Here is a 19,392-nt window from a genome sequence, read left to right on the forward strand (position 1 = left end):
TCAACAGCATAAATATCATTAAAAATTCATACCTTAAGAAAATGGCATCATCATTCATTCTTAATCATTAACAATTTTTCAACATTAAATTGTTCAATATGGATATCGCATTGATTCATATGGACTGTTGTATGCGATCTTGTTAAATGATGAATAATAGGGATAGGTATGAAACCGTTTAGATCAAGTTTACTTCCACTTGTTGTATTTTCGGCAGTAACTACGGCTTCCGCAATCGCTGAAGCCAATCAAAATCAAATCACAGTCACACTTGAAGCTGAGCTTCCTGGATACCCTCGTGATATAAGTGATGGCAATTACGTTGTCGGTTTTTCTAATGGCGACTGGGATTGGGAGGGCGCACCAGAGCTGAGCAGAGCTGGCTTCCGTTGGTCGCAAGAAGGAGCAGAAGCCAATGTAGAATGGCTGACTGCACCTAACCTGACACAATCTGAGTTGTACGCAGTCAATGACAATGGTGACGCAGTGGGTACAGCTTGTTTTACGCACTCAGGGTGCCAAGCAGTATTTTGGAAAGCTGACGGCGAAATAGTAAAACTCAATCAGGAAGTCGATAGGGAAATCGCCAAATTCATTGCAGAAAATCAATTGGGATCGAATCCAAGTAATTTCCCTTACGACGTCAATGTTCATGGAGAAGTATTTGGCTTTACCAATTTCTTCACTCATAACGGCGCGCGCGGCATTTTAGCATGGACATGGTCAAACAATGAGGGATTGACTATTTTGCCGGGAGGAGGCGGAGAATCTCAAGGATTTGAACGTGTTAGTGCCGGTAACATAAACGGGATCGCAGTAGGTGGTGCATACGATGAGTTTATCCCTGATGGCGAGTTTGCAAGCTATTGGGATACCGCCAACACACATCATAAACTCGACGTACCACAAGCTTTATACCCATATGGTTCAGTGGCTATGAGCATCAATAACTCCGGCGATATCGTTGGTGTCGATGCCAGCTTATATACTCGTCCATGGACAATAAACCTCAATGACCCATCGAGCTTTACTCAATTGACCGAGTCACCTTATGGCGCCACAAGCATCGACTCCATTACAGAAGGTGGTATGATTCTAGGCTCAGCCCGACAAGTGATGTCCGGTTACTACTTTGATCGCCCACAGATTTGGGATACAGAAGGTAACTTGTATGACATCAACGAGTACTATCAAGCAGATAGCCACAATATTGGCGGTAGTACAAACATCGGCCTCAATCATCACAGGTTACTTGTTGCGCCTAAGCAAGAAATAGGCGGCAGCAGCTATATTGGAGCCGCAGTATTTCGGATTCACGGAATTTAACTCATGAAACTCGGACTCAACCTGTAAACGACTTAAAGGAGCAATCAATTTGCTCCTTTTTGCATTAAACACAACACTTTTATCACCGAGAACCAACTATGATTCAGCCAATCGCTGTTCGACTCACCAAAGGCCAAGACTTAAAAAAGCAAATCCAGTCTCTGGTGACACAATATGATATTCAAGCAGGGTCTATTGCATCTTGTGTAGGGTGTTTAGAACAAATTAGCATGCGCTTGGCAGGTGCTGAACAATCTATAACACTAACTCAGCCTTTTGAAATTGTTTCCGTGATGGGAACACTGACCCCAAACCACCAACACATCCACATTTCCGTTGCAGATAGCGAAGGGAAAGTCATTGGTGGACACCTTCTCGAAAACAGCATCATAGACACCACCGCCGAACTGATCCTTCACAAGTACCCTAACCAAAGCTTTTCAAGAGAGCAGGATGAAGCAACGGGGTATACCGAGTTGGTAGTTGGGGAGTGTCGAAATAAGAAATGAGGAATGGTAGTGACCCCAGTTTCTCTAAGACACCCATCTATCATCTCAGGATGATCATCAGTCTGACAGGCCACAAACATGCGGCTCATCTGAAAAATCATGTACGTTGTTTAGATCTTACATTGAGAACATAAAAACCCAAGCGCATGAATACACTTGGATTTTTATATCTTCGTAGGATCGTTCAAACGTTCATTTTTGGCTTAACTATTCGGCATGAGTAATGTATGCGGCCTTTTGAGTAAGCAATAATTAAAATACGCTCTGAGCTTTGTGCTGTCTAGCGCGTATACGTTGCGGTTAATGTCGCTTTACCTAAAGCCACACTGTTTAAGGTAAACCCAACCACTGCCGCGGGTGTTTGTGGATTGAGTTCTAAGCTGGCGGTAGGCAGCGCCCAAACTGTAAACTGGTAGCGATGCATACCATCCCCAGCTGGCGGACATGCACCGCCATACCCAGTGGTGCCAAAGTCGATGCGTGATTCCGTCCCACCTAACTTGTTAATGTCTGCTCCACGAGGTAATGCTTTGACGGAAGCTGGAATGTCAAACGCCAACCAATGCCAGAAACCACTGCCTGTAGGCGCATCGGGATCGTATACAGAAATCGCATAGCTCTTGGTCCCAGCAGGCGCACCCTTCCACGTCAGCTGCGGAGACATATTGTCACCATCACAACCCCAACCTTGATACTCAAAGGTTTTCTGCATCGGGTGGCCTTCAATAATGTCTTCGCTCATGAGTTCAAACGCCTGAACAGAGCTCGTCGTTAGGATTCCTACTGCCAGTAAGGATTTGGCTATCTTTTTCATTGTTGTCCTTTCCTATTTTGTTTAAAAGTTGCGGCGTTGAGCCTAGTGCCTTTAGCCATACGTGGGGTAATCGGTATACCCGCGTTCATCACCACCAAACAGTGTCGCACCGTCCAGATCCTGCAGAGGCTGTTGATGCCTTAGGCGTGCGACTAAATCTGGGTTAGAAACATACGGACGTCCAAAAGCAACTAAATCTGCATACCCTTTTTCGAGTACAGTCTCCGCACGTTGCTGAGTGTAACTGCCGGCGACAATGATGGTGTTGGTGAAGTAGTTGCGCAGCTCTTGTCTAAAGCTTTCAGGAATCACTGGCGCATCATCCCAATCGGCCTCCGACAGGTGTAAGTAGGCAATGTCGCGAGCTTGAAGTTGCTGAGACGCCTGTAGAATCGTCGCGACAATCTCTGGGCAATTCATATCCTTAAACGTGATGAAAGGTGCCAGTCGTACTCCGACTTTATCGGCGCCAATGGCAACACTCACAGCATCGACCACCTCCAATAAAAAGCGTATGCGGTTTGCCTGAGTTCCACCGTATTGATCGGTTCTGTGATTGGAGTTTGTACGCAGGAACTGATCAATCAAGTAACCGTTACCACCGTGGATTTCAATGCCATCGAAACCCGCTTCAATCGCACGCTTTGCCGCGTAAGCAAAATCGCTCACCACTCGGTCAATATCCGCCTGAGACATGGCTCTTGGCTCGACACAATCCACCATATTACCGTTGCCATTCTCGTCAGCGATCCACACTTGCGTATCTACGGGTTTCAGGGCCGATGGTGCGATAGGTTGCTCGCCGTTTTGAAAACTTGGGTGCGATACTCGACCCACATGCCATAGCTGGCAAAACATCACTGCGCCTTGTTGTTTGACCGCTTGAGTCACGGTTTTCCAACCCGCCACTTGTTCATCGGTGTAGACGCCCGGAGTGAAAGAATAGCCTTGTGAATCGTCAGAAATCTGTGTCGCTTCAGAAATAATTAAGCCCGCGGTCGCGCGTTGCTGATAATAGGTTGCCATCATTGGGTTAGGTATATTACCCGGCTGGCTAGTGCGCGCTCGGGTCATGGGAGCCATCACAACACGGTTTTGCAGATCCAGTTGCTTTAGTTGTGTTGTATCAAACAGTTTGCTCATCATCGGTTCCTCAGTTAAGTCTTGGTCACTGGGATGATTGCTCACGAACTCCAGCCGACCTGGTAATCATGGAATCAGTATATTGATCAGAGTTAGTTTGATAATTGGTGTAAATCTGAATTAACTATTTGGCTCAGCTAAACAATGACGTATGAGTAACCGAATGGGTGAGCCCCTCCACTCAAGAGCAAGAAGTTGACAGCATGACACCATAAACAAAGTGACAGCGAACAAGGGTTCGACAAGCCTATGACTAGTGTGTCGGTAGGGTAGGTATAGATTATTCGGTTCGAATGAAAAGTGTTTTTAGATTAGCTGCCCTTCTCTTTGCCGTCACCGATCACGTATTGTGGAGTATACGTTTTCCCTTCAGGCACAAGGTAGTCATATGCGTATAAAGGCCATCGATCACTTTACCATCAGAACCTCTAACCTAGATATAACCATACAGTTCTTTGAACAGTCTCTTGGGCTACAGCGCGGCCCTCGCCCTCAATTTGCTTTTCCAGGTGCTTGGATGTATGACGATGATGGAAACCCTATTTTACATCTAGTGTCTCTCTCTGAAGGGCATACTCCCAAAGCTCTGGTGGATTATTTAGGAGGCAAAGAAGGCCAATCAGGCTCAGGGGCCATAGACCATATCTCATTCAAAGGCCACCACCTTGCATCAACTCAGCGGCACTTGGCTCACCTGAAGATTCCTTTTCGTGAACGCGTGATCCCGCAAATCAATGAGCATCAGATCTTTTTCGACGATCCAAACGGTATCACGATTGAAATTATTTTCCCTTTTTCACCCGACAACAAAATAGTAGGCTCCCTCTTACCCGTGGTCGAGCTCACTTAACAATGTGGGCGTTTTCTCTTTGATTTTAGGGGATATCTAGCCGCTGATGAATTTTATGCTAAACCCGTTTTGCTCTTGCTGTATCGCTTTATCAGCCGATAAGATCAGAAGGTAAACTATCTGGATGAATTCTGCATTAATCGCTAAATTTGTTCGCTAGGTAAGCTTCAAACAAGTATCGAGAGCTGCGGCTTGTTTTATGAAGTTGAGGCACAAAAAAAGACGTCCTAGGACGTCTTTTTTAAAATGTGGCGGTGAGTGAGAGATTCGAACTCTCGATACGTTGCCGTATACACACTTTCCAGGCGTGCTCCTTCAGCCACTCGGACAACTCACCGAATCAAATTGTGGTTGGTTTTGCTCACCAACGAGGCGCTAATTTAATGATTCTATTAGGTTAGGTCAAGCCTAATGAGGAAAAAAAGCGTCACTCATTGATCGTTTGATTACTTAATGGCTAATTCGACCAGATTTCCTGCAAAATCAGGCTTGCTGATAGTAACCCGGTACTCTAAACCACTTGCGGCACATATCGAGAAAGTAACCATACAAGACACCCATTCCACATGAGATCACTGCATTCGAGGTTACCGCCGTTAGGATTTGATCACTTGATGCGCCAACTGCAAATAGGATCGCAGCATACACTGGCGATTGAAACAGTACATAAGCAAGCAAGTCGGACATATTCTTCATCATACTCGTGGATGAGACTCGCTCACCTTGCCTAAGCATGAAATCTCGGAACATGCCGTATGGCCAAGCAATCGCAATATTCACGGGAATAGAAAGGGTTCGTGAAGCCAGAGATTGTTCGAACGTCATCCCGGAAATAAAGATTTCTATGATCATCCCAGAAATAAAGCAGAATACCACCATAGCAAAAGTGTCTGCTGCTGCATTACGAATACAAAACGGCCCACGCGGCTTCATCTAAAACCTCAGTATATAAATCCAAATTAAAACAATTAAAGTAGTGATATAAACTGGATAAAATTTAAATTACCAGCACATAAAACTATTATTTCATGATTTATGCAGTTTTAGATTTCAAATTCATGCAAAGGCAGTAAATAAACCACCAAATTCAGTAAAAAGGTTAGAACAATTCGCTACAAATCCTCAATCTGCTCACAAATTAATCAAAATTACGTAATTTACTTACAGAAGTCTTTTAGTAGAACCGTTAATACGTCCAAATCTGATTGGGAAGGAACCTCGCCTAGTGTAAGCTTCATCTGTATCGCTTTCAGGGTTTCTTCCAAGTGGTTATCTTCAATGCCTGTTGTCGCCGCTTTCAGGGCTTGAAAATGCTCTTGTGCTTCTTCTAGGTCACCATTCTCTAGAGCCATATAGAACGTCAGCAACAATGACTCTGTCTCTTCATCTTCAGCATTCGAACTCTTTAATAGTGTGGGTTTATATTGATAAAGGCGTTCAGAATATCGATAGAGCGCATCGTCAAGTTCGTTTTCATCAATAGGCTTCGAGACAATGTAATCAACCCCCACTCCAAGCATACGCTCTCGGGTTTCTTTAAATACGTCAGCTGTGCAGCCTAATATAAGGATTTTAGATTTAGAGCTAGGAAGTGAGCGGATTGCAGAAGTAGCCTCCACGCCATCCATTACTGGCATGTGGTTGTCCATTAGAATTAAGTCATATTCATTGTTTGCTATCGCATGGATAGCCAACTCGCCATTTTCTACCACTTCACACTCAAAACCTTTGTTACTCATGAAGGTGTTAATGATTATGGCATTGGTCCGGTTATCTTCAACAATCAGTGCCTTCAGGCCGTTGTAATTCAACTTGCGGTGCTCTTTGGCGTCTTGATTTCGAGGCTCGCAGCGGTCCATCGCAACCAGAGCATCAAAACTGGTACCTATACCCAGCTCACTGGTCAATGTCACGCTACCATTCATGAGGTCACACAACTGCTTGACGATCGCCAAGCCTAAACCTGTACCACCAAATCGGCGAGTTGTAGAAGACTCCGCTTGTTCGAAAGGTTTGAATATCTTTTGTTGAGCTTCTTTTGCTATTCCTATTCCCGTATCTCGGACTTTGATTTCTAAGTAGTTTTGCCCCTGCTTTTCTACCTCCTTGAAATACACCTCAACATATCCGCGTGAGGTGAACTTGACCGCATTGTTGAGCAAGTTGAATAGTATCTGACGCAGGCGTGCCTTGTCTGACATATACCAGCGATCAGGTGGCACTTCGGAATAAACCTTGAACTGCAGCCCTTTTTCAGAGCACAGCGTAAAATAGACACTATTAATACTGCCAATGATGGCCTCTAGCGGGAACGGATTGTTTTCAAGCTCCAAATGGCCTTGTTCAATTTTAGAGAAATCGAGAATTTCATTGAGCAGTGTCATCATATGGTCGCCAGACTCATAGAGCGTTTTCATGTGCTTCTGCTGTTCTTCACTCAAGTCTGTTTTAAGCAATATCTGAGCAGTGCCCAGTACGCCGTTCATTGGCGTCCGAATCTCGTGTGATAATGTGGCTAAAAAGGCGCTTTTCGCTTTGGTTGAAGCTTGGGCTTTCTGCTTTTCGGCTTCCAGGAATACGGTTTTTTGATTAAACGTCTCGATCAGGTGTTTAATCTCATCTTGACTGTTGTAACGCAAATCGATGATGCCTCCTTCTATAGAGTCATCAACCTTCTGAGCAATAATCACGATAGGTGAAATAAGGAAGCGATTGATAAGGAAATACCCCATCATCACACAAGCAAGCATAATCGGTATGATGCCGGCTTCAACTTTAGAGACTAGATCATAGACTTGCTCTGTCACCAAGCGATTCGCATTCACAACATCGATGTACCATTTAAAGTCGCCGAAGTCGGTACTACTGATGTAAATGCCCTCCACTACCTGGAAATTGTGCTCAGTAATGACATCACCATATGAGTCTTTTAGCACCACGCCTAATTCATACTCTTCAGCATGCTTACGCACAAAGGCAACTAGGCTTTCGAGCGATATGTCTACCGTTGCCACACCGGCGAAAACATCATCGACGTAATAAGGAGAAGAAGCGGTGATCATCTGGACATGGGTAAAAGGATCGATATACACCTGTGACCAAGAAACCGTGCCCATTGGCTTACCAACAACAGAGGTATACCAAGATTCTTTGTCATAGCCGCCAGACTCTGGGTTATCCCAAGAGAATACTTGATCTATCTGTCCATCACTGGCTCGATTGAAAAACAAGCTTTTATAAGCTTTGCCTTCCTCGATTGAATAAGGAATTGGCCAAAGTCCACCACTGACCGCGACACCATCGATTACCGAAAATAACTCAAACAGCATCTCTTCCTGATGGCTCTGCGATTCATGAGTATTACCGATACTGACCACACTCTGGAGTATGCCCAGAGAACTGTTCAAAGGCTCTTTGATCTCAGCGGCTATTATTTGCGTTCTCAGGTCCAAATTCTTTTCTAACTGATCCCTAATAGGTGGCTCCACCACCAAATAGCTCACAGTACCAATGATCGCAATCAGCAACGCCATATACATGGCGAGCGCCAAAAAGCTCTTTCTTTTGAGGGAGGAACGAATTTCCATAAGCCTTTGAATTTTGTCCGTTTAACTCCAATTATAGCGAAGATAACAAAGCTGCCACCTTTTTATGTCTCGTTTTGGCTGTTAGTATTAGCCCAATTTCATCAAACCCGTTTGGTATTCATTTTGACACTACAAGAAATCCTTTCTCAGCCAGAACTGGAAAACCGACTGATCAACGAGCCAAAAACTCAAGGATTCGTTACAGCTATGGCTGCTGCACCCAATGTATTGCCGCCTCAAGAATGGCTTCCTTTTCTATGGGGTGGAGAAGAAGTTGCGCCTTTTTCTGATGGCGAGCAGCTAGAAACCTACATTGAATTGATTATTGCAATGTGGAACGAATACCGCCCTGCTTTACTAGAAAACCAGTGGGTATGGCCAAGCGAATGTTCGCTGGATGAAGCGGATATCGTTAATCAGGAAGCACGTGATTTCTGTGAAGGTGTTTTGCAAGGCTGGCAGCTAGCCAGAGATGACTGGGAAACCATCATGCCTGAAGACAGCGAAGACAGCGCCCTTCTTGGCGGTGTACTGCTTTCTCTCAGCATGCTTTACGACCCAGAGACTTCAATCGCTACATTGGCTGAGCAAGGTATTGAAGGCTTAGAGCAGTTTGAAGAGATATTTAATGCAATCCCAACTATGTTATGTGGCCTAGCAATGCGCGGCTCCATGTTGGTGGAAGCGGAATAAAAACTACTCAAAACTAAAAAGGGCCCAATGGCCCTTTTTTCTTTGTAAACAGCATTGCTCACTTCATTGATGACCACTCAAAAGCATCTATCCTCTCATCTGCGATGTAAAACAACTTAGTTCCTGGAAGGATAACCTTTTCTAAGTCGGGGTTGAGTTCGATCCCTTTTCCGGTATCAATCGCGATGAGTGTCGCTTGGTAAGCACGTTTAATGTAAACAAAGATAGACTGCACATCTGTTGCAGAAGCGCTTTCTGGGTAGGTTGTTGAGTACTGAGTCATTCCTCTAGTGGAAGCGAGCAGCTCTTGATGAAGAGCGCTAGATCCCGGGTCTACAGCGGCTTTGGCAAGCATTTCGGCTCCAACGGCCGGAATACATTCAGCATTCGGGCAATGTTGATTGAGCAATTGGCTCAACGCTTCATCTTTGAAATAAGCTAATAGGTGCGCCTTTGGGTTCACGTTGGCTGAGTAAAGCGCCGCAGATAGCGTAATATCATCTTCCAAGTTATCGACCACGATGCAACTGGCCTGTGCGACCGATGCCTTTTCCATCTCCTGCTCATCGGTGTAGCTAGTCACTTTTACAAAGCCGATTTCTCCTGGTAAAGGATTCTCGATATCAGATCTACTGCACAATACGATAGGTCGTTTCCCTTCTTCTTCATGTTGCAGCATACGAATTAAATGCATAGTACGCTGACCGTTCCAACCTAAAAGCAGAATATGATTTTCCACACCAACTCTCCGTTTTCCTAATATTCCTGCGCGCCAATAATCTACTGATGCCGAAGCTAACCTACCAACAAGAGCAGCAAATAAGGTTAATCCGCCAGGTATGACGAATAAAATCACCACCCATTTTCCTGCTGCTGTTGTCGGAGACAAATCGCCATATCCGACTGTCGATGCCGTGACCATGAGGTAATAGACAAAAGTGGAGATATCTTCAGTCAGTGCCGTTTCACCACTAACTACCAACATTCCCCAAGACAAAGCCACATACGCCAGCAGCAAAATGATCAGATTGCGATTACTCAGCTGGAATAATCGTGATTTCAACCACTTTTTGAAAACAAACCAAACTGACATATTTCCTGTTACTCGACTGATTACTATCAATATTCTAACTAGGTTAACTCACTTAGGACCGATGAGCCAATTCCCTGTATTAAACTGTTGATCCCTTGTCACTTCTATATGGTTATAGTCAGAAAAATCAGGGTAATAACGTTTAAATGGGCGGCTTACACACCGACGCTCGCTTTCTGCAATCTTAGGTTTTGCGTTTATCTATCGAATCTCAAATCGGCTAGGTCTATGTTGGGGATAGACGAGTATTAAACTCGCTGTAATTAAGATAAGAAAGTAAGGGTTTTCACATGATGTCTTTCATCTTTTTAGTACTTTTTGCTGCGATGCTTTTCGCATTCTGCGGCAAAAAGTCACTTGGCTACACTCTGTTCGCCACATCGATATTGATTGGTTTGTATTGGTTTAACCACCATGCCAACGACGCTCTTTCTATTTTGCTGTAAGGAGAGCACGATGAACCGAAATCAAATCAATATTCTTAATACCCTCGGCCTTTTCGGCATGACGTTAGTCTTGCTAATTGGTTTTGTCCTCCAATTCTCACTCAACGAGTTGCCATGCCCCCTTTGCCTACTTCAGCGCATTGGTTTTGTCATGGTGATGTTTGGCTTTCTGCTCAACGTAAAATACGGTCCACAGCAACGACATTATGGTGTCGTGTTGATAGGGGCACTGTTTGGGGCAGCGACCGCCCTGCGCCAAGTCTCATTGCACGTTATCCCTGGTACTCCTGGATATGGCAGCGCTATCTTTGGTATGCATTACTACACTTGGGCGTTCGTCTTGTTCTCAGCGACTATTTTGGCTGTCGCGATACTGCTCATGCTGTGGAACGAGGCTTGGAATACGGAACCTTTCGAAATGAGCAAGATTGGTCGCTGGGTGTGTCTGCTTGCGATATCGGTAGTGGCTCTCAATATGCTATCGACGTTTGTTGAGTGCGGGCCATACCAATGTCCAGATAACCCTGTGAGCTACTGGTTGTTTAACTAAACCGTGAATAATTAGAGACAAAAAAGCCAGCTTAGTTAAGCTGGCTTTTGAGTTATTTGTATGCGGATTTAAGCGTTACCCTTAACCTGCATGTTCAGTTGCTCGGCAAAATCAAGCATACGATTTAATGGAATAAGCGATTTCACACGTAATGCTTCATCAACGAAAATTTCGTGTTGTTCTCCACCGTCGCGCAATGCTTCTTCGATTGCTTTCAGACCGTTCATTGCCATCCAAGGACAATGTGCACAGCTACGACAAGTGGCTCCTGCACCAGCAGTAGGTGCTTCAATCAGTTCTTTTTCAGGCACCAATTGCTGCATCTTGAAGAAGATACCTTTATCAGTCGCAACGATCATTTTTTGCTGAGGTAGCTCTTTAGCCGCTTTGATCAGTTGGCTAGTTGAGCCGACAGCGTCCGCCAGCTCGACTACACTCGCTGGTGACTCAGGGTGTACCAAAATCGCCGCTTCAGGGTATAGACCTTTCATCTTACGTAACGCATCAGCAGAGAACTCATCGTGAACGACACATTCGCCTTGCCACAAAAGCATATCAGCACCAGTTTGATTGGCGATGTAAGAGCCTAAATGGCGATCGGGGCCCCAGATAATAGGTTTGTCTTCAGCGTCTAAATGCTCAACGATTTCCAAAGCGATACTTGACGTCACCACCCAGTCAGCACGGGCCTTCACCGCAGCTGAGGTATTCGCATAAACTACGACAGTGTGATCAGGGTGCGCATCACAGAATTCTGTGAATTTGTCCGCTGGACAACCTAAGTCTAATGAACACTCCGCTTCTAGCGTTGGCATCAAGATGCGTTTTTCAGGTGTCAGAATTTTTGCAGATTCGCCCATAAAGCGCACACCACCGATAATCAATGTGCTCGCAGGATGGCGGTTACCAAACTTGGCCATCTCTAGTGAATCGCCAACAAACCCTCCGGTCTCTTCAGCAAGCGCTTGAATTTCAGGGTCAGTGTAATAGTGGGCGATCAGTACCGCGTCTTTCTCTTTAAGCAGCTCTTTAATGTTTTTAATGTGCGCTTGCTTTTGGTCATCTGTCAGCGGTGTTGGTTTCGGTGGGAATGGGTAAACAGTTTCGATTGTATCTAAAATGTGGCTCATTGCTCTTGCTCTACGCAACTTCCAGTAATCCGAGTATTGTAACCTTAACCCAGATCAAGATGCTAGTTTCCGCAAGAATTACTTGTTGAGTAAATAGTGAATGGAATGTCCGTACAGAGGGTATTAAAAAGGAGCGACTCTGCGCTCCTTTGTTTATCTACTTAATACGTTCTGCCGCAAGTTTTGCAGACGCACTATCTGGATACTCGTCAAGTACCTGTTGATAGTACTTTTTCGCTTGCGCTGCATTGTTGTTACGCTGCGAAAGGTCACCAAGTTTCACCAGAGCATCCGCACGTTTATTCGAGTCTTTGTAAGACACTACCGAGGCAAAGCTCTTAACTGCTTCTTTATCCTGCTTCTTAGCAAAATAAAGCTGCCCTAGCCAGTAATGGGCGTTTGGTGCAAACGTTGAGTCAGGGAAGTCTTTCTGAAATTGCTGGAATGCAGCAATAGCACCCGTGTAATCACGTTTCTTAAGGATAAGATCAACGGCATTCTGATACGCAGTCTGCTCATCCACATTAGTACTGAATTTACCAACAGGCTTCGCTTGGTCATCTTTAGCTGCAGTATCGACTGCTGGAGCGCTGTTGATCTGGCCGCGAAGCTTATCAAGCTCGATAAACAATTCACGCTGACGCTGCAGCATCTGCTGCATGTCGTAATTATTCTTTTCTAGCTGACCACGAAGGTCACTAATTTCCAACGCCATTTCATCAAGCTGCTGTTGCATTTGCAACTGAACGCGATTGCGGTTTTCTAACAAGCGTTCGAGGCGTTGAACTTCGGTTTCATTTGCCGGTACGGCAGAAGACGATGGTGCAGAGTTGCTACCACCAAGATCAGATACTGGAGCTGGTGCAGCGAACACAGTGTTCGCTGCACTTGCCAGTAACGTAAGCGTAACTACGCGCTTAAGGTTACTGAACATAAGGTCTTTCCTTGATTAGTATACTAGAACCGCACGACGGTTCTTAGCGTACACATCTTCAGACTGACCTAGTAGAAGAGGCTTCTCTTCACCGTAGCTCACGATTGAGATTTGGTCTGCTTGAACACCTAGTGCTTGTAGGTACTTAGCAACTGCAGTTGCACGACGCTCGCCTAGTGCGATGTTGTACTCAGGAGTACCACGCTCATCAGCGTGACCTTCGATAGTCACTTTTAGTGCAGGGTTTTTGCTTAGGTAAGCCGCGTGTGCAGCTAGCATTTCTTCGTAGTCACCAGCGATGGTTGCGTTGTCAAACGCGAAGTAGATTGTTTGAGACTCACGAAGTGCCTGCTCTTTAAGCTCTTGCTCAGAAAGTTGGCCGTTCTCACCGATTGGTGAAACTACAGTTGTATCAACACCGTTAGCAGAGCCAGACGTTGATTGGTTAGTTTCAGAACCAGAAGCGTTAGCTGCGTCATCGCTTGAACTACATGCTGTAACAGCTAGAACTGGTAGCGCAATCAATAGCCCTTTAAGAACTTTGTTTAGTTGCATTGTTATATTTTCCTTACTTTTTGATACTTATTACTTGCTACAAAAACGGTGACCATGCAGGTGCACGAACGCGACCGTTTGTTGCCGGTAATCGAGCTTTAAAGCGTCCATCTATTGAAACCATTGAAAGCACATTGGTTTTGTTGAAGATAGAGCTATAAATAACCATACCGCCGTTTGGCGCAATACTCGGTGATTCATCCAGCAATGTTTTTGTCAGAACCTGAACGGCGCCCGTTTCAAGATCCTGCTTTGCCAAATTGAAGCCCGAGTTACTGCGATTGACCATTACTAGGAATCGTCCATCAGGTGTAATCTGCCCACCTAGGTTCTGGCGACCCTGCCAGGTAAGGCGGTTGGTTGAACCACTTGCCAAATCTACTTGATAAATTTGAGGTTTACCACCCCGATCCGAGGTAAAGATCAGTGATTTGCCATCAGGATGCCAGAATGGTTCTGTATTATTTGATCTACCACGTGTTATTTGCGTCAACTTGCGGGTTTTCAAATCCAATGTATAAACTTGCAGGCTGCCTGTTTTCGACAACACGAGAGCGAGTTTATTACCATCAGGAGAGAATCGTGGCGCACCATTGTGACGAGGGTATGACGTTACTTTTTCACGCTCACCCGTGTAGATGTTCATGATGAAGATTTCTGCCTGGCCATTTTGGAAACTCACATAAGCCAGTTTCTTACCATCTGGTGACCAAGCTGGAGACATAAGTGGCTGCTTAGAACGTAGAACCAATCGCTCGTTATAACCATCATAGTCAGCAACACGTAGTTGATACGGATAGCTGTCTTTATCGTTAACCACAACGTAAGCGATTCGAGTCAGGAACGCACCACGCTCACCAGTTAACTCTTTGTATACCAAGTCTGAAATTCGGTGAGCATATTCACGCATACGCTCCCCCGGCACTGTTGCACGCTTGTTGAAAAGCACGTGATCTTTAGACAACACGAGTTGGCCATCAGTACTTAACGCTTTGCTTTGCCCTTGAGTTAATTGACCACGAACTACGTCCACCAACTGGTAGTTGATTACATAGTTACCTTCCGCATTTTGCGAAATAGTGCCTGTTAGTAACGCATCAACGCCTAACCCTGTCCAAGCATCAAAGTTAATTTCACTTTCACTATATGGTGTTTGTGGCATTTTGCTGGTTGCAACTGGGCTGAATTTACCACTGCGTTGCAAATCAGAAGCAATAACAGCTGATACATTATGAGGTAATTTAGTTGAACCTTCCCACTTAAATGGGACGATAGCGATCGGACGTGCAGAGTCAATGCCGTCTGTAATCACAAGTTCCAGTGCCGCATTGGCTACCTGAAACGCGCTCATCACTGTGAGCAAACATCCTAATACTAGTCGCTTTAACACAAGCTTTTCCTTATGACTTAGGTTCTACGGTTAAATTGATATTCTTTAACTGATTGATGACGTCTTGTTCTTTAGGTAATGGGAAACTTCCTACCTGCGCAACCGCTCGTCGCGTCGCCGAACACAGTCGATTGTCACCATCAAGCACGCTTAGATTACCGACAATGGCGCCAGCACCTGTAGGAATCAGGCGCAGATTAACTCGGCATGACTTTCCCCTGAAACTGTCCTCCAGTAGCAGGTTCTGCTGAATCAATTGGGTATAAATAGCACCGTATCGATCCGCTTCACTATTCACGTGTTGCTGTCTAGCTGAACTGTTTTGCTCAGCCTCAGTTTCTAGACCAGAGAAGATGTTATCTAAAGCAGCTTCTTGCTCTTTACGTTCACGCTCCAAGCGCTCTAAACGTTCTTTCTCTTTTCGCGCTTTCTCAGCAGCTTCTTTAGCAGCTTTCTCCTTCGCTATACGTTCTTTTTCAGCTTTTTCAGCCGCTTCACGTTGACGACGTGCTTTTTCTTCCGCTTCTTTTGCCGCTTTCTCACGTGCAACGCGCTCTTTCTCTGCTTTAGCGATAGCGGCTTCTTTAGCTAAACGTTCTTGTTCCGCTTTTTTGATCGCCTCTTCTTTCGCTTTACGCTCAGCTTCTAATTTAGCCGCACGTTCGCGCTCTTTTTTAACTCGCTCTTCAGCGGCTTGGCGTTCTTTTTCTTTCTGCTGTCTGGCTTTCTCAGCTTCACGTGCAGCTTTCGCTTCTCGTGCTTGCTGCTCTTTCAGCTTACGAATGCGTTCTTCTTCCGCTTTGCGGTTTTTCTCAAGCTGCTCGCTTTCGCGGCGCAACTTATCTAAACGGTCCTGCTCTTTCTTCGCTGCTTCTTCACGTTGACTGCGAATTTGCTGAGCTTGCTGGCGCACCAAGTTGGGGTCAATAACAACCGCCTGAACCATCTGACCAGAAGGCTCTGGCTTTGACATGGTAAAGTCTGTTCCCCAAATAAGCGCCACAGCCAACAGTGCATGCAAAGCTGCAGATATCGCTATCGGCTTGGTGTAATCACTCTTTTTCTTTGGTTTGGTCTCTTTCATAACCTGAGAGCGCTTATTCCTTTATGTCCGTAAGAAGCCCCACTTTAGGGATCCCAGCACGGCTTAATTCGTCCAGAACCAGTACCACTTCAGCATAAGGAGTCGCCGCATCACCACCAACAGCGACAGGTGACTCTGGCTTCAAGGACAGTTCTGCTTTCACACGTACAATCACGTCCTGCAGCGAGATACCACGCATGACTTCTTCATCGTTTACACTCAGGCCTAAATTGCCTTCACGATCAATTTCTACGATGATGAAACTTGAGTCGCTATCTCCGGCGAGCTCTGATGCAGGTTTCGCTGTTGCTGTTTTTGGCAACTCAACATCAACACCCTGTGTTACGAAAGGCGACGTCACCATGAAGATAATTAACAACACGAGCATAACGTCGATGTAAGGCACAACGTTAATCTCTGCCGTCATCTTACGTTTTTTAGGTTGATAGCCTGCCATATCCATTAATCCCTGTTGGCAGAATCACGTCCAGCCATCGCTTGGCGGTGCAGGATGCTGTGGAATTCTTCAGAGAAAGTGGCGTAGTTGTGTTCCAACTTACCCACTTTATTACTCAATCGGTTGTAAGCCATCACAGCTGGAATCGCTGCAAATAGACCCATCGCAGTTGCAACCAATGCTTCAGCGATACCCGGCGCAACCATGGCTAAAGTAGCCTGCTTAACTTCACCAAGTGCGATAAAGGCATGCATAATGCCCCAAACTGTACCAAATAGACCGATATAAGGGCTGATTGAGCCAACCGTTGCCAAAAATGGTAGGTTAGTTTCAAGTTCATCGACTTCACGGGCAACTGCAACACGCATTGCGCGACCAGTGCCTTCCATAATGAAGTCAGGTGAGTCAGCGTTGGATTTTCTTAGGCGAGCAAACTCAGTGAAACCTGAATAGAAGATCTCTTCCGTTCCTTCCAGTTCGTCTTTGCGCTTTTTAGCATTTTGATAAAGGACGGAAAGATCAGTGCCTGACCAGAACTTATCTTCGAATGTTTCAGCTCCTTTCGCAGCTTGGGATAGCACTTTACTGCGCTTAATGATCATTGCCCAAGAAACAATCGACATACCTAACAAGGTCAACATCACCATTTTTACGAGCAGGCTTGCTTGCAAAAACAGGTCAAGCATTGAAATATCAGCGGTCACTGTGAGTAAACTCCATAACTATTGATTGAGGGATCGCTTTTGGCCTCATTTTTTCATTATCGATGCATGCTACCTTAACCATTGCTTTACACAATGTTTTACCGGCAGGATTTACGATCTCCTGACAGAAAATAAGGCTTGCTTTCTTCGCTTCTGCAACTGATGTCTTAACCGTTAGACGGTCTTCGAGACGAGCGCCTTGCAGAAAATCGATGTCCATGTGTCGGACTACGAAACCGATGTTTTGTTCCAAAAGAGTCGATTGTGAAACACCAATACTGGACAGATATTCAGAACGGCCACGCTCAAAATACTTAACGTAATTGGCGTGAAATACCAGCCCACCGACGTCAGTATCTTCATAATAAACCGTTACAGGCAGCTCAAATACAGCAGGTTCGCTTTGCACATCAATCCCTTTCTAACAATTGAGGTGCTTTACTATAACGCAACTCATTGCCGTTTATGCAAGGGTTAATGGAGGTTTTCAAAGATTGAAACAAAAAATAGCGCCAGCTATCAAATAGTGGCGCTATTGTGACTAATTAGTGGATAATTTTCAGTCAGTTCAATTTACAAAACACGTATTAGAGTTAAATAAATTAGAATCGTTAAGGAAAAATAGGGACTGAATAATACTTGCCAATACCAGTTTTTTGGTTTGAAACTCAAGCCAAAGATCATACTGGAGCAAATTGCCCAAATCATCAGCGGTGAGATCAGTGCATTGAAGCCGCCTATTGAAGCTGAATACTGCTCCGGATCCCACATCACCATAGCAACATGATAAAAACCAAGAATCAGAGATAAGGCTCTAAACAGAGCCTTATCCATTGGCGCATGCAGCTTAGCTACCTGCTCAGTGAGATTACTCACTGTCTTTATCCATCATTTCTGAATGCTCTAGCCAAAGAGCATTGATGATACCGAATGCACAAGCAAGTAGTACACCTAGAATCCATGCGAAATACCACATAGTAATAGCTCCTTAGTAAAGTGAGTTTTTGTTGTCTTCAATGAACTTGCTGTCCAGACGACCGAACATCTTGTAGTAAGTCCAAATTGTGTACGCCAAGATAACAGGCACCATGATAAAGGCTACACCTGTCATCAGATTGAGCGTCAATTCAGATGACGTTGCATCCCACATGGTCAGGCTGTGGTTAGGCATCAAATCAGAAGGCATGATGAATGGGAACATCGCAAGACCCGCTGTGAAAATAATACCTGCATTACCTAGGCTTGAAGCGAAGAATGCGATACCACCACGCTCAAGACGTGAAGCCAGTACAGTAACAAGAGACATCACTACACCCAGCGCTGGAGCAATCCACATCAACGGGTACTGCTCGAAGTTGTTCATCCAAGCACCCGCTTCACGAACTACTTCTTTAGCAAGTGGGTTAGACGCGCCATTATGGTCAATTGCGCTGGTAATCACGTAGCCTTCAATACTTTGAACCCAGAAACCAGCAGCAACGAAAGTCGCAACCGTTAGTAGACCCATGATTTGTGCAACACTGCGTGAGCGAGCGTGAACTGCGTCTGTAGTCTTCATCTGTAGCCAAGTAGCGCCCTGCATTAAGATCATGAACAAGCTAACTAAGCCACATAGTAATGCGAATGGGTTTAACAGACCAAAGAATGAACCGTGATACGTTGGCATCAAAAATTCAGTCAACTGGAACGGTACACCTTGTAGTAGATTACCAAACGCCACGCCAAAGATAATTGGTGGAACGAAGCCACTGATAGAAATACAAATATCCCACGTTTGACGCCACTTAGTATCTTCAATCTTTGAGCGATAAGAGAGGCCCAACGGTCTTAGCCACAAAGCAGCCAACGTCAGAATCATCGCCAGATAGAATCCAGAAAACGACGTTGCGTAAACTAAAGGCCATGCAGCAAATAGAGCACCACCCGCTGTCACCAACCAAACTTGGTTACCTTCCCAGTGAGGTGCGATCGAGTTGATCATCACACGACGTTCAGTGTCATTTTTTCCGATTACAGGTACTAGCGCACCAACACCCATATCGAAGCCATCAGTCACTGCGAAGCCTACCAGGAGAACACCGATCAGAACCCACCAGATAAGTCGCAAGATTTCGTATTCAAACATAT

General features: G+C 45.1%; 22 protein-coding genes and 1 tRNA gene. 6 read left to right on the plus strand and 17 right to left on the minus strand.

The window, feature by feature from the left end:
- Nucleotides 1-168: 168 nt before the first annotated feature.
- On the plus strand, nucleotides 169-1,326 hold the full coding sequence (locus FIU99_RS10770) for a hypothetical protein (RefSeq protein WP_006962828.1): 1,158 nt from the start codon (nucleotides 169-171) through the stop codon (nucleotides 1,324-1,326).
- Between the two features lie 98 nt (nucleotides 1,327-1,424).
- A complete protein-coding gene (locus FIU99_RS10775; protein ID WP_006962829.1) occupies nucleotides 1,425-1,835 on the plus strand; it encodes a PPC domain-containing DNA-binding protein in 411 nt (136 codons plus the stop codon).
- 280 nt (nucleotides 1,836-2,115) lie between these two features.
- Here the strand turns inward: FIU99_RS10775 and FIU99_RS10780 are convergent, their stop codons facing one another.
- Nucleotides 2,116-2,649, minus strand: coding sequence for a YbhB/YbcL family Raf kinase inhibitor-like protein (locus FIU99_RS10780; protein WP_006962830.1), 534 nt, complete (start codon nucleotides 2,647-2,649; stop codon nucleotides 2,116-2,118).
- Nucleotides 2,650-2,700: 51 nt separating this feature from the next.
- Nucleotides 2,701-3,792, minus strand: a complete 1,092-nt coding sequence (locus tag FIU99_RS10785; RefSeq protein WP_006962831.1) for an alkene reductase — start codon at nucleotides 3,790-3,792, stop codon at nucleotides 2,701-2,703.
- 388 nt (nucleotides 3,793-4,180) lie between these two features.
- Here FIU99_RS10785 and FIU99_RS10790 point away from each other — a divergent pair, with 388 nt between their 5' ends.
- The gene (locus FIU99_RS10790; RefSeq protein WP_038510532.1) at nucleotides 4,181-4,642 is read left to right on the plus strand and encodes a VOC family protein; all 462 of its coding nucleotides are present in this window, start codon (nucleotides 4,181-4,183) and stop codon (nucleotides 4,640-4,642) included.
- Nucleotides 4,643-4,891: 249 nt separating this feature from the next.
- Here FIU99_RS10790 and FIU99_RS10795 read toward each other — a convergent pair.
- The 3 genes from FIU99_RS10795 to FIU99_RS10805 all read right to left on the minus strand — a co-directional run bounded on the left by FIU99_RS10795 (nucleotide 4,892) and on the right by FIU99_RS10805 (nucleotide 8,229).
- Nucleotides 4,892-4,979: transfer RNA gene (locus FIU99_RS10795), tRNA-Ser, on the minus strand.
- Between the two features lie 146 nt (nucleotides 4,980-5,125).
- The gene (locus tag FIU99_RS10800; protein ID WP_006962833.1) at nucleotides 5,126-5,575 is read right to left on the minus strand and encodes an L-alanine exporter AlaE; all 450 of its coding nucleotides are present in this window, start codon (nucleotides 5,573-5,575) and stop codon (nucleotides 5,126-5,128) included.
- A gap of 224 nt (nucleotides 5,576-5,799) precedes the next feature.
- A complete protein-coding gene (locus FIU99_RS10805; protein WP_039952549.1) occupies nucleotides 5,800-8,229 on the minus strand; it encodes a hybrid sensor histidine kinase/response regulator in 2,430 nt (809 codons plus the stop codon).
- Between the two features lie 123 nt (nucleotides 8,230-8,352).
- Between FIU99_RS10805 and FIU99_RS10810 the strand changes: the two genes are divergently transcribed.
- Nucleotides 8,353-8,922, plus strand: a complete 570-nt coding sequence (locus tag FIU99_RS10810) for a UPF0149 family protein (RefSeq protein WP_006962835.1) — start codon at nucleotides 8,353-8,355, stop codon at nucleotides 8,920-8,922.
- Between the two features lie 58 nt (nucleotides 8,923-8,980).
- On the opposite strand, the gene FIU99_RS10815 is transcribed toward FIU99_RS10810, so the two are convergent.
- Complete coding sequence (locus FIU99_RS10815; RefSeq protein WP_006962836.1) at nucleotides 8,981-10,015, minus strand: potassium channel family protein; 1,035 nt, start codon at nucleotides 10,013-10,015, stop codon at nucleotides 8,981-8,983.
- 290 nt (nucleotides 10,016-10,305) lie between these two features.
- On the opposite strand from FIU99_RS10815, the gene FIU99_RS27350 reads away from it, so the two are divergent.
- Both FIU99_RS27350 and FIU99_RS10820 read left to right on the plus strand, forming a co-directional pair.
- Entirely contained in the window at nucleotides 10,306-10,461 is a 156-nt protein-coding gene (locus FIU99_RS27350; RefSeq protein ID WP_006962837.1) for a DUF5993 family protein, read from the plus strand.
- Between the two features lie 10 nt (nucleotides 10,462-10,471).
- Nucleotides 10,472-11,011 (plus strand): disulfide bond formation protein B, encoded by a 540-nt coding sequence (locus tag FIU99_RS10820; protein WP_006962838.1) that lies wholly within the window; start codon nucleotides 10,472-10,474, stop codon nucleotides 11,009-11,011.
- A gap of 68 nt (nucleotides 11,012-11,079) precedes the next feature.
- Here the strand turns inward: FIU99_RS10820 and nadA are convergent, their stop codons facing one another.
- From nadA to cydB, 11 genes are all read right to left on the minus strand, one after another.
- A complete protein-coding gene (gene nadA / locus FIU99_RS10825; RefSeq protein ID WP_006962839.1) occupies nucleotides 11,080-12,141 on the minus strand; it encodes a quinolinate synthase NadA in 1,062 nt (353 codons plus the stop codon).
- Between the two features lie 157 nt (nucleotides 12,142-12,298).
- Complete coding sequence (gene ybgF, locus FIU99_RS10830; RefSeq protein WP_006962840.1) at nucleotides 12,299-13,075, minus strand: tol-pal system protein YbgF; 777 nt, start codon at nucleotides 13,073-13,075, stop codon at nucleotides 12,299-12,301.
- Between the two features lie 15 nt (nucleotides 13,076-13,090).
- On the minus strand, nucleotides 13,091-13,630 hold the full coding sequence (gene pal / locus FIU99_RS10835; RefSeq protein ID WP_006962841.1) for a peptidoglycan-associated lipoprotein Pal: 540 nt from the start codon (nucleotides 13,628-13,630) through the stop codon (nucleotides 13,091-13,093).
- A 37-nt stretch (nucleotides 13,631-13,667) separates the two neighbouring features.
- Complete coding sequence (tolB, locus tag FIU99_RS10840) at nucleotides 13,668-15,020, minus strand: Tol-Pal system beta propeller repeat protein TolB (RefSeq protein ID WP_006962842.1); 1,353 nt, start codon at nucleotides 15,018-15,020, stop codon at nucleotides 13,668-13,670.
- A 10-nt stretch (nucleotides 15,021-15,030) separates the two neighbouring features.
- Entirely contained in the window at nucleotides 15,031-16,104 is a 1,074-nt protein-coding gene (gene tolA, locus FIU99_RS10845) for a cell envelope integrity protein TolA (protein WP_006962843.1), read from the minus strand.
- Nucleotides 16,105-16,117: 13 nt separating this feature from the next.
- Nucleotides 16,118-16,561 carry an ExbD/TolR family protein gene (locus FIU99_RS10850; protein WP_006962844.1) on the minus strand — a complete coding sequence of 148 codons (444 nt, stop codon included), beginning with the start codon at nucleotides 16,559-16,561 and terminating at the stop codon, nucleotides 16,118-16,120.
- 5 nt (nucleotides 16,562-16,566) lie between these two features.
- Entirely contained in the window at nucleotides 16,567-17,265 is a 699-nt protein-coding gene (gene tolQ / locus FIU99_RS10855) for a protein TolQ (protein WP_006962845.1), read from the minus strand.
- Nucleotides 17,255-17,674: a tol-pal system-associated acyl-CoA thioesterase gene (ybgC, locus tag FIU99_RS10860; protein WP_006962846.1), complete on the minus strand. Its 420-nt coding sequence runs from the start codon at nucleotides 17,672-17,674 to the stop codon at nucleotides 17,255-17,257. Before ybgC ends, tolQ begins: the two co-directional genes overlap by 11 nt.
- Nucleotides 17,675-17,838: 164 nt before the next feature.
- Nucleotides 17,839-18,141 carry a cyd operon protein YbgE gene (ybgE, locus tag FIU99_RS10865; RefSeq protein ID WP_006962847.1) on the minus strand — a complete coding sequence of 101 codons (303 nt, stop codon included), beginning with the start codon at nucleotides 18,139-18,141 and terminating at the stop codon, nucleotides 17,839-17,841.
- Nucleotides 18,134-18,241, minus strand: a complete 108-nt coding sequence (gene cydX / locus FIU99_RS10870) for a cytochrome bd-I oxidase subunit CydX (RefSeq protein WP_000270284.1) — start codon at nucleotides 18,239-18,241, stop codon at nucleotides 18,134-18,136. The genes ybgE and cydX overlap by 8 nt, the downstream gene beginning before the upstream one ends.
- Before the next feature lie 12 nt (nucleotides 18,242-18,253).
- Complete coding sequence (cydB, locus tag FIU99_RS10875; protein ID WP_006962848.1) at nucleotides 18,254-19,390, minus strand: cytochrome d ubiquinol oxidase subunit II; 1,137 nt, start codon at nucleotides 19,388-19,390, stop codon at nucleotides 18,254-18,256.
- Nucleotides 19,391-19,392: the final 2 nt, after the last annotated feature.

Origin of the sequence: Vibrio sp. THAF64 (assembly GCF_009363455.1) — a bacterium.
Classification (GTDB): domain Bacteria; phylum Pseudomonadota; class Gammaproteobacteria; order Enterobacterales; family Vibrionaceae; genus Vibrio; species Vibrio coralliilyticus.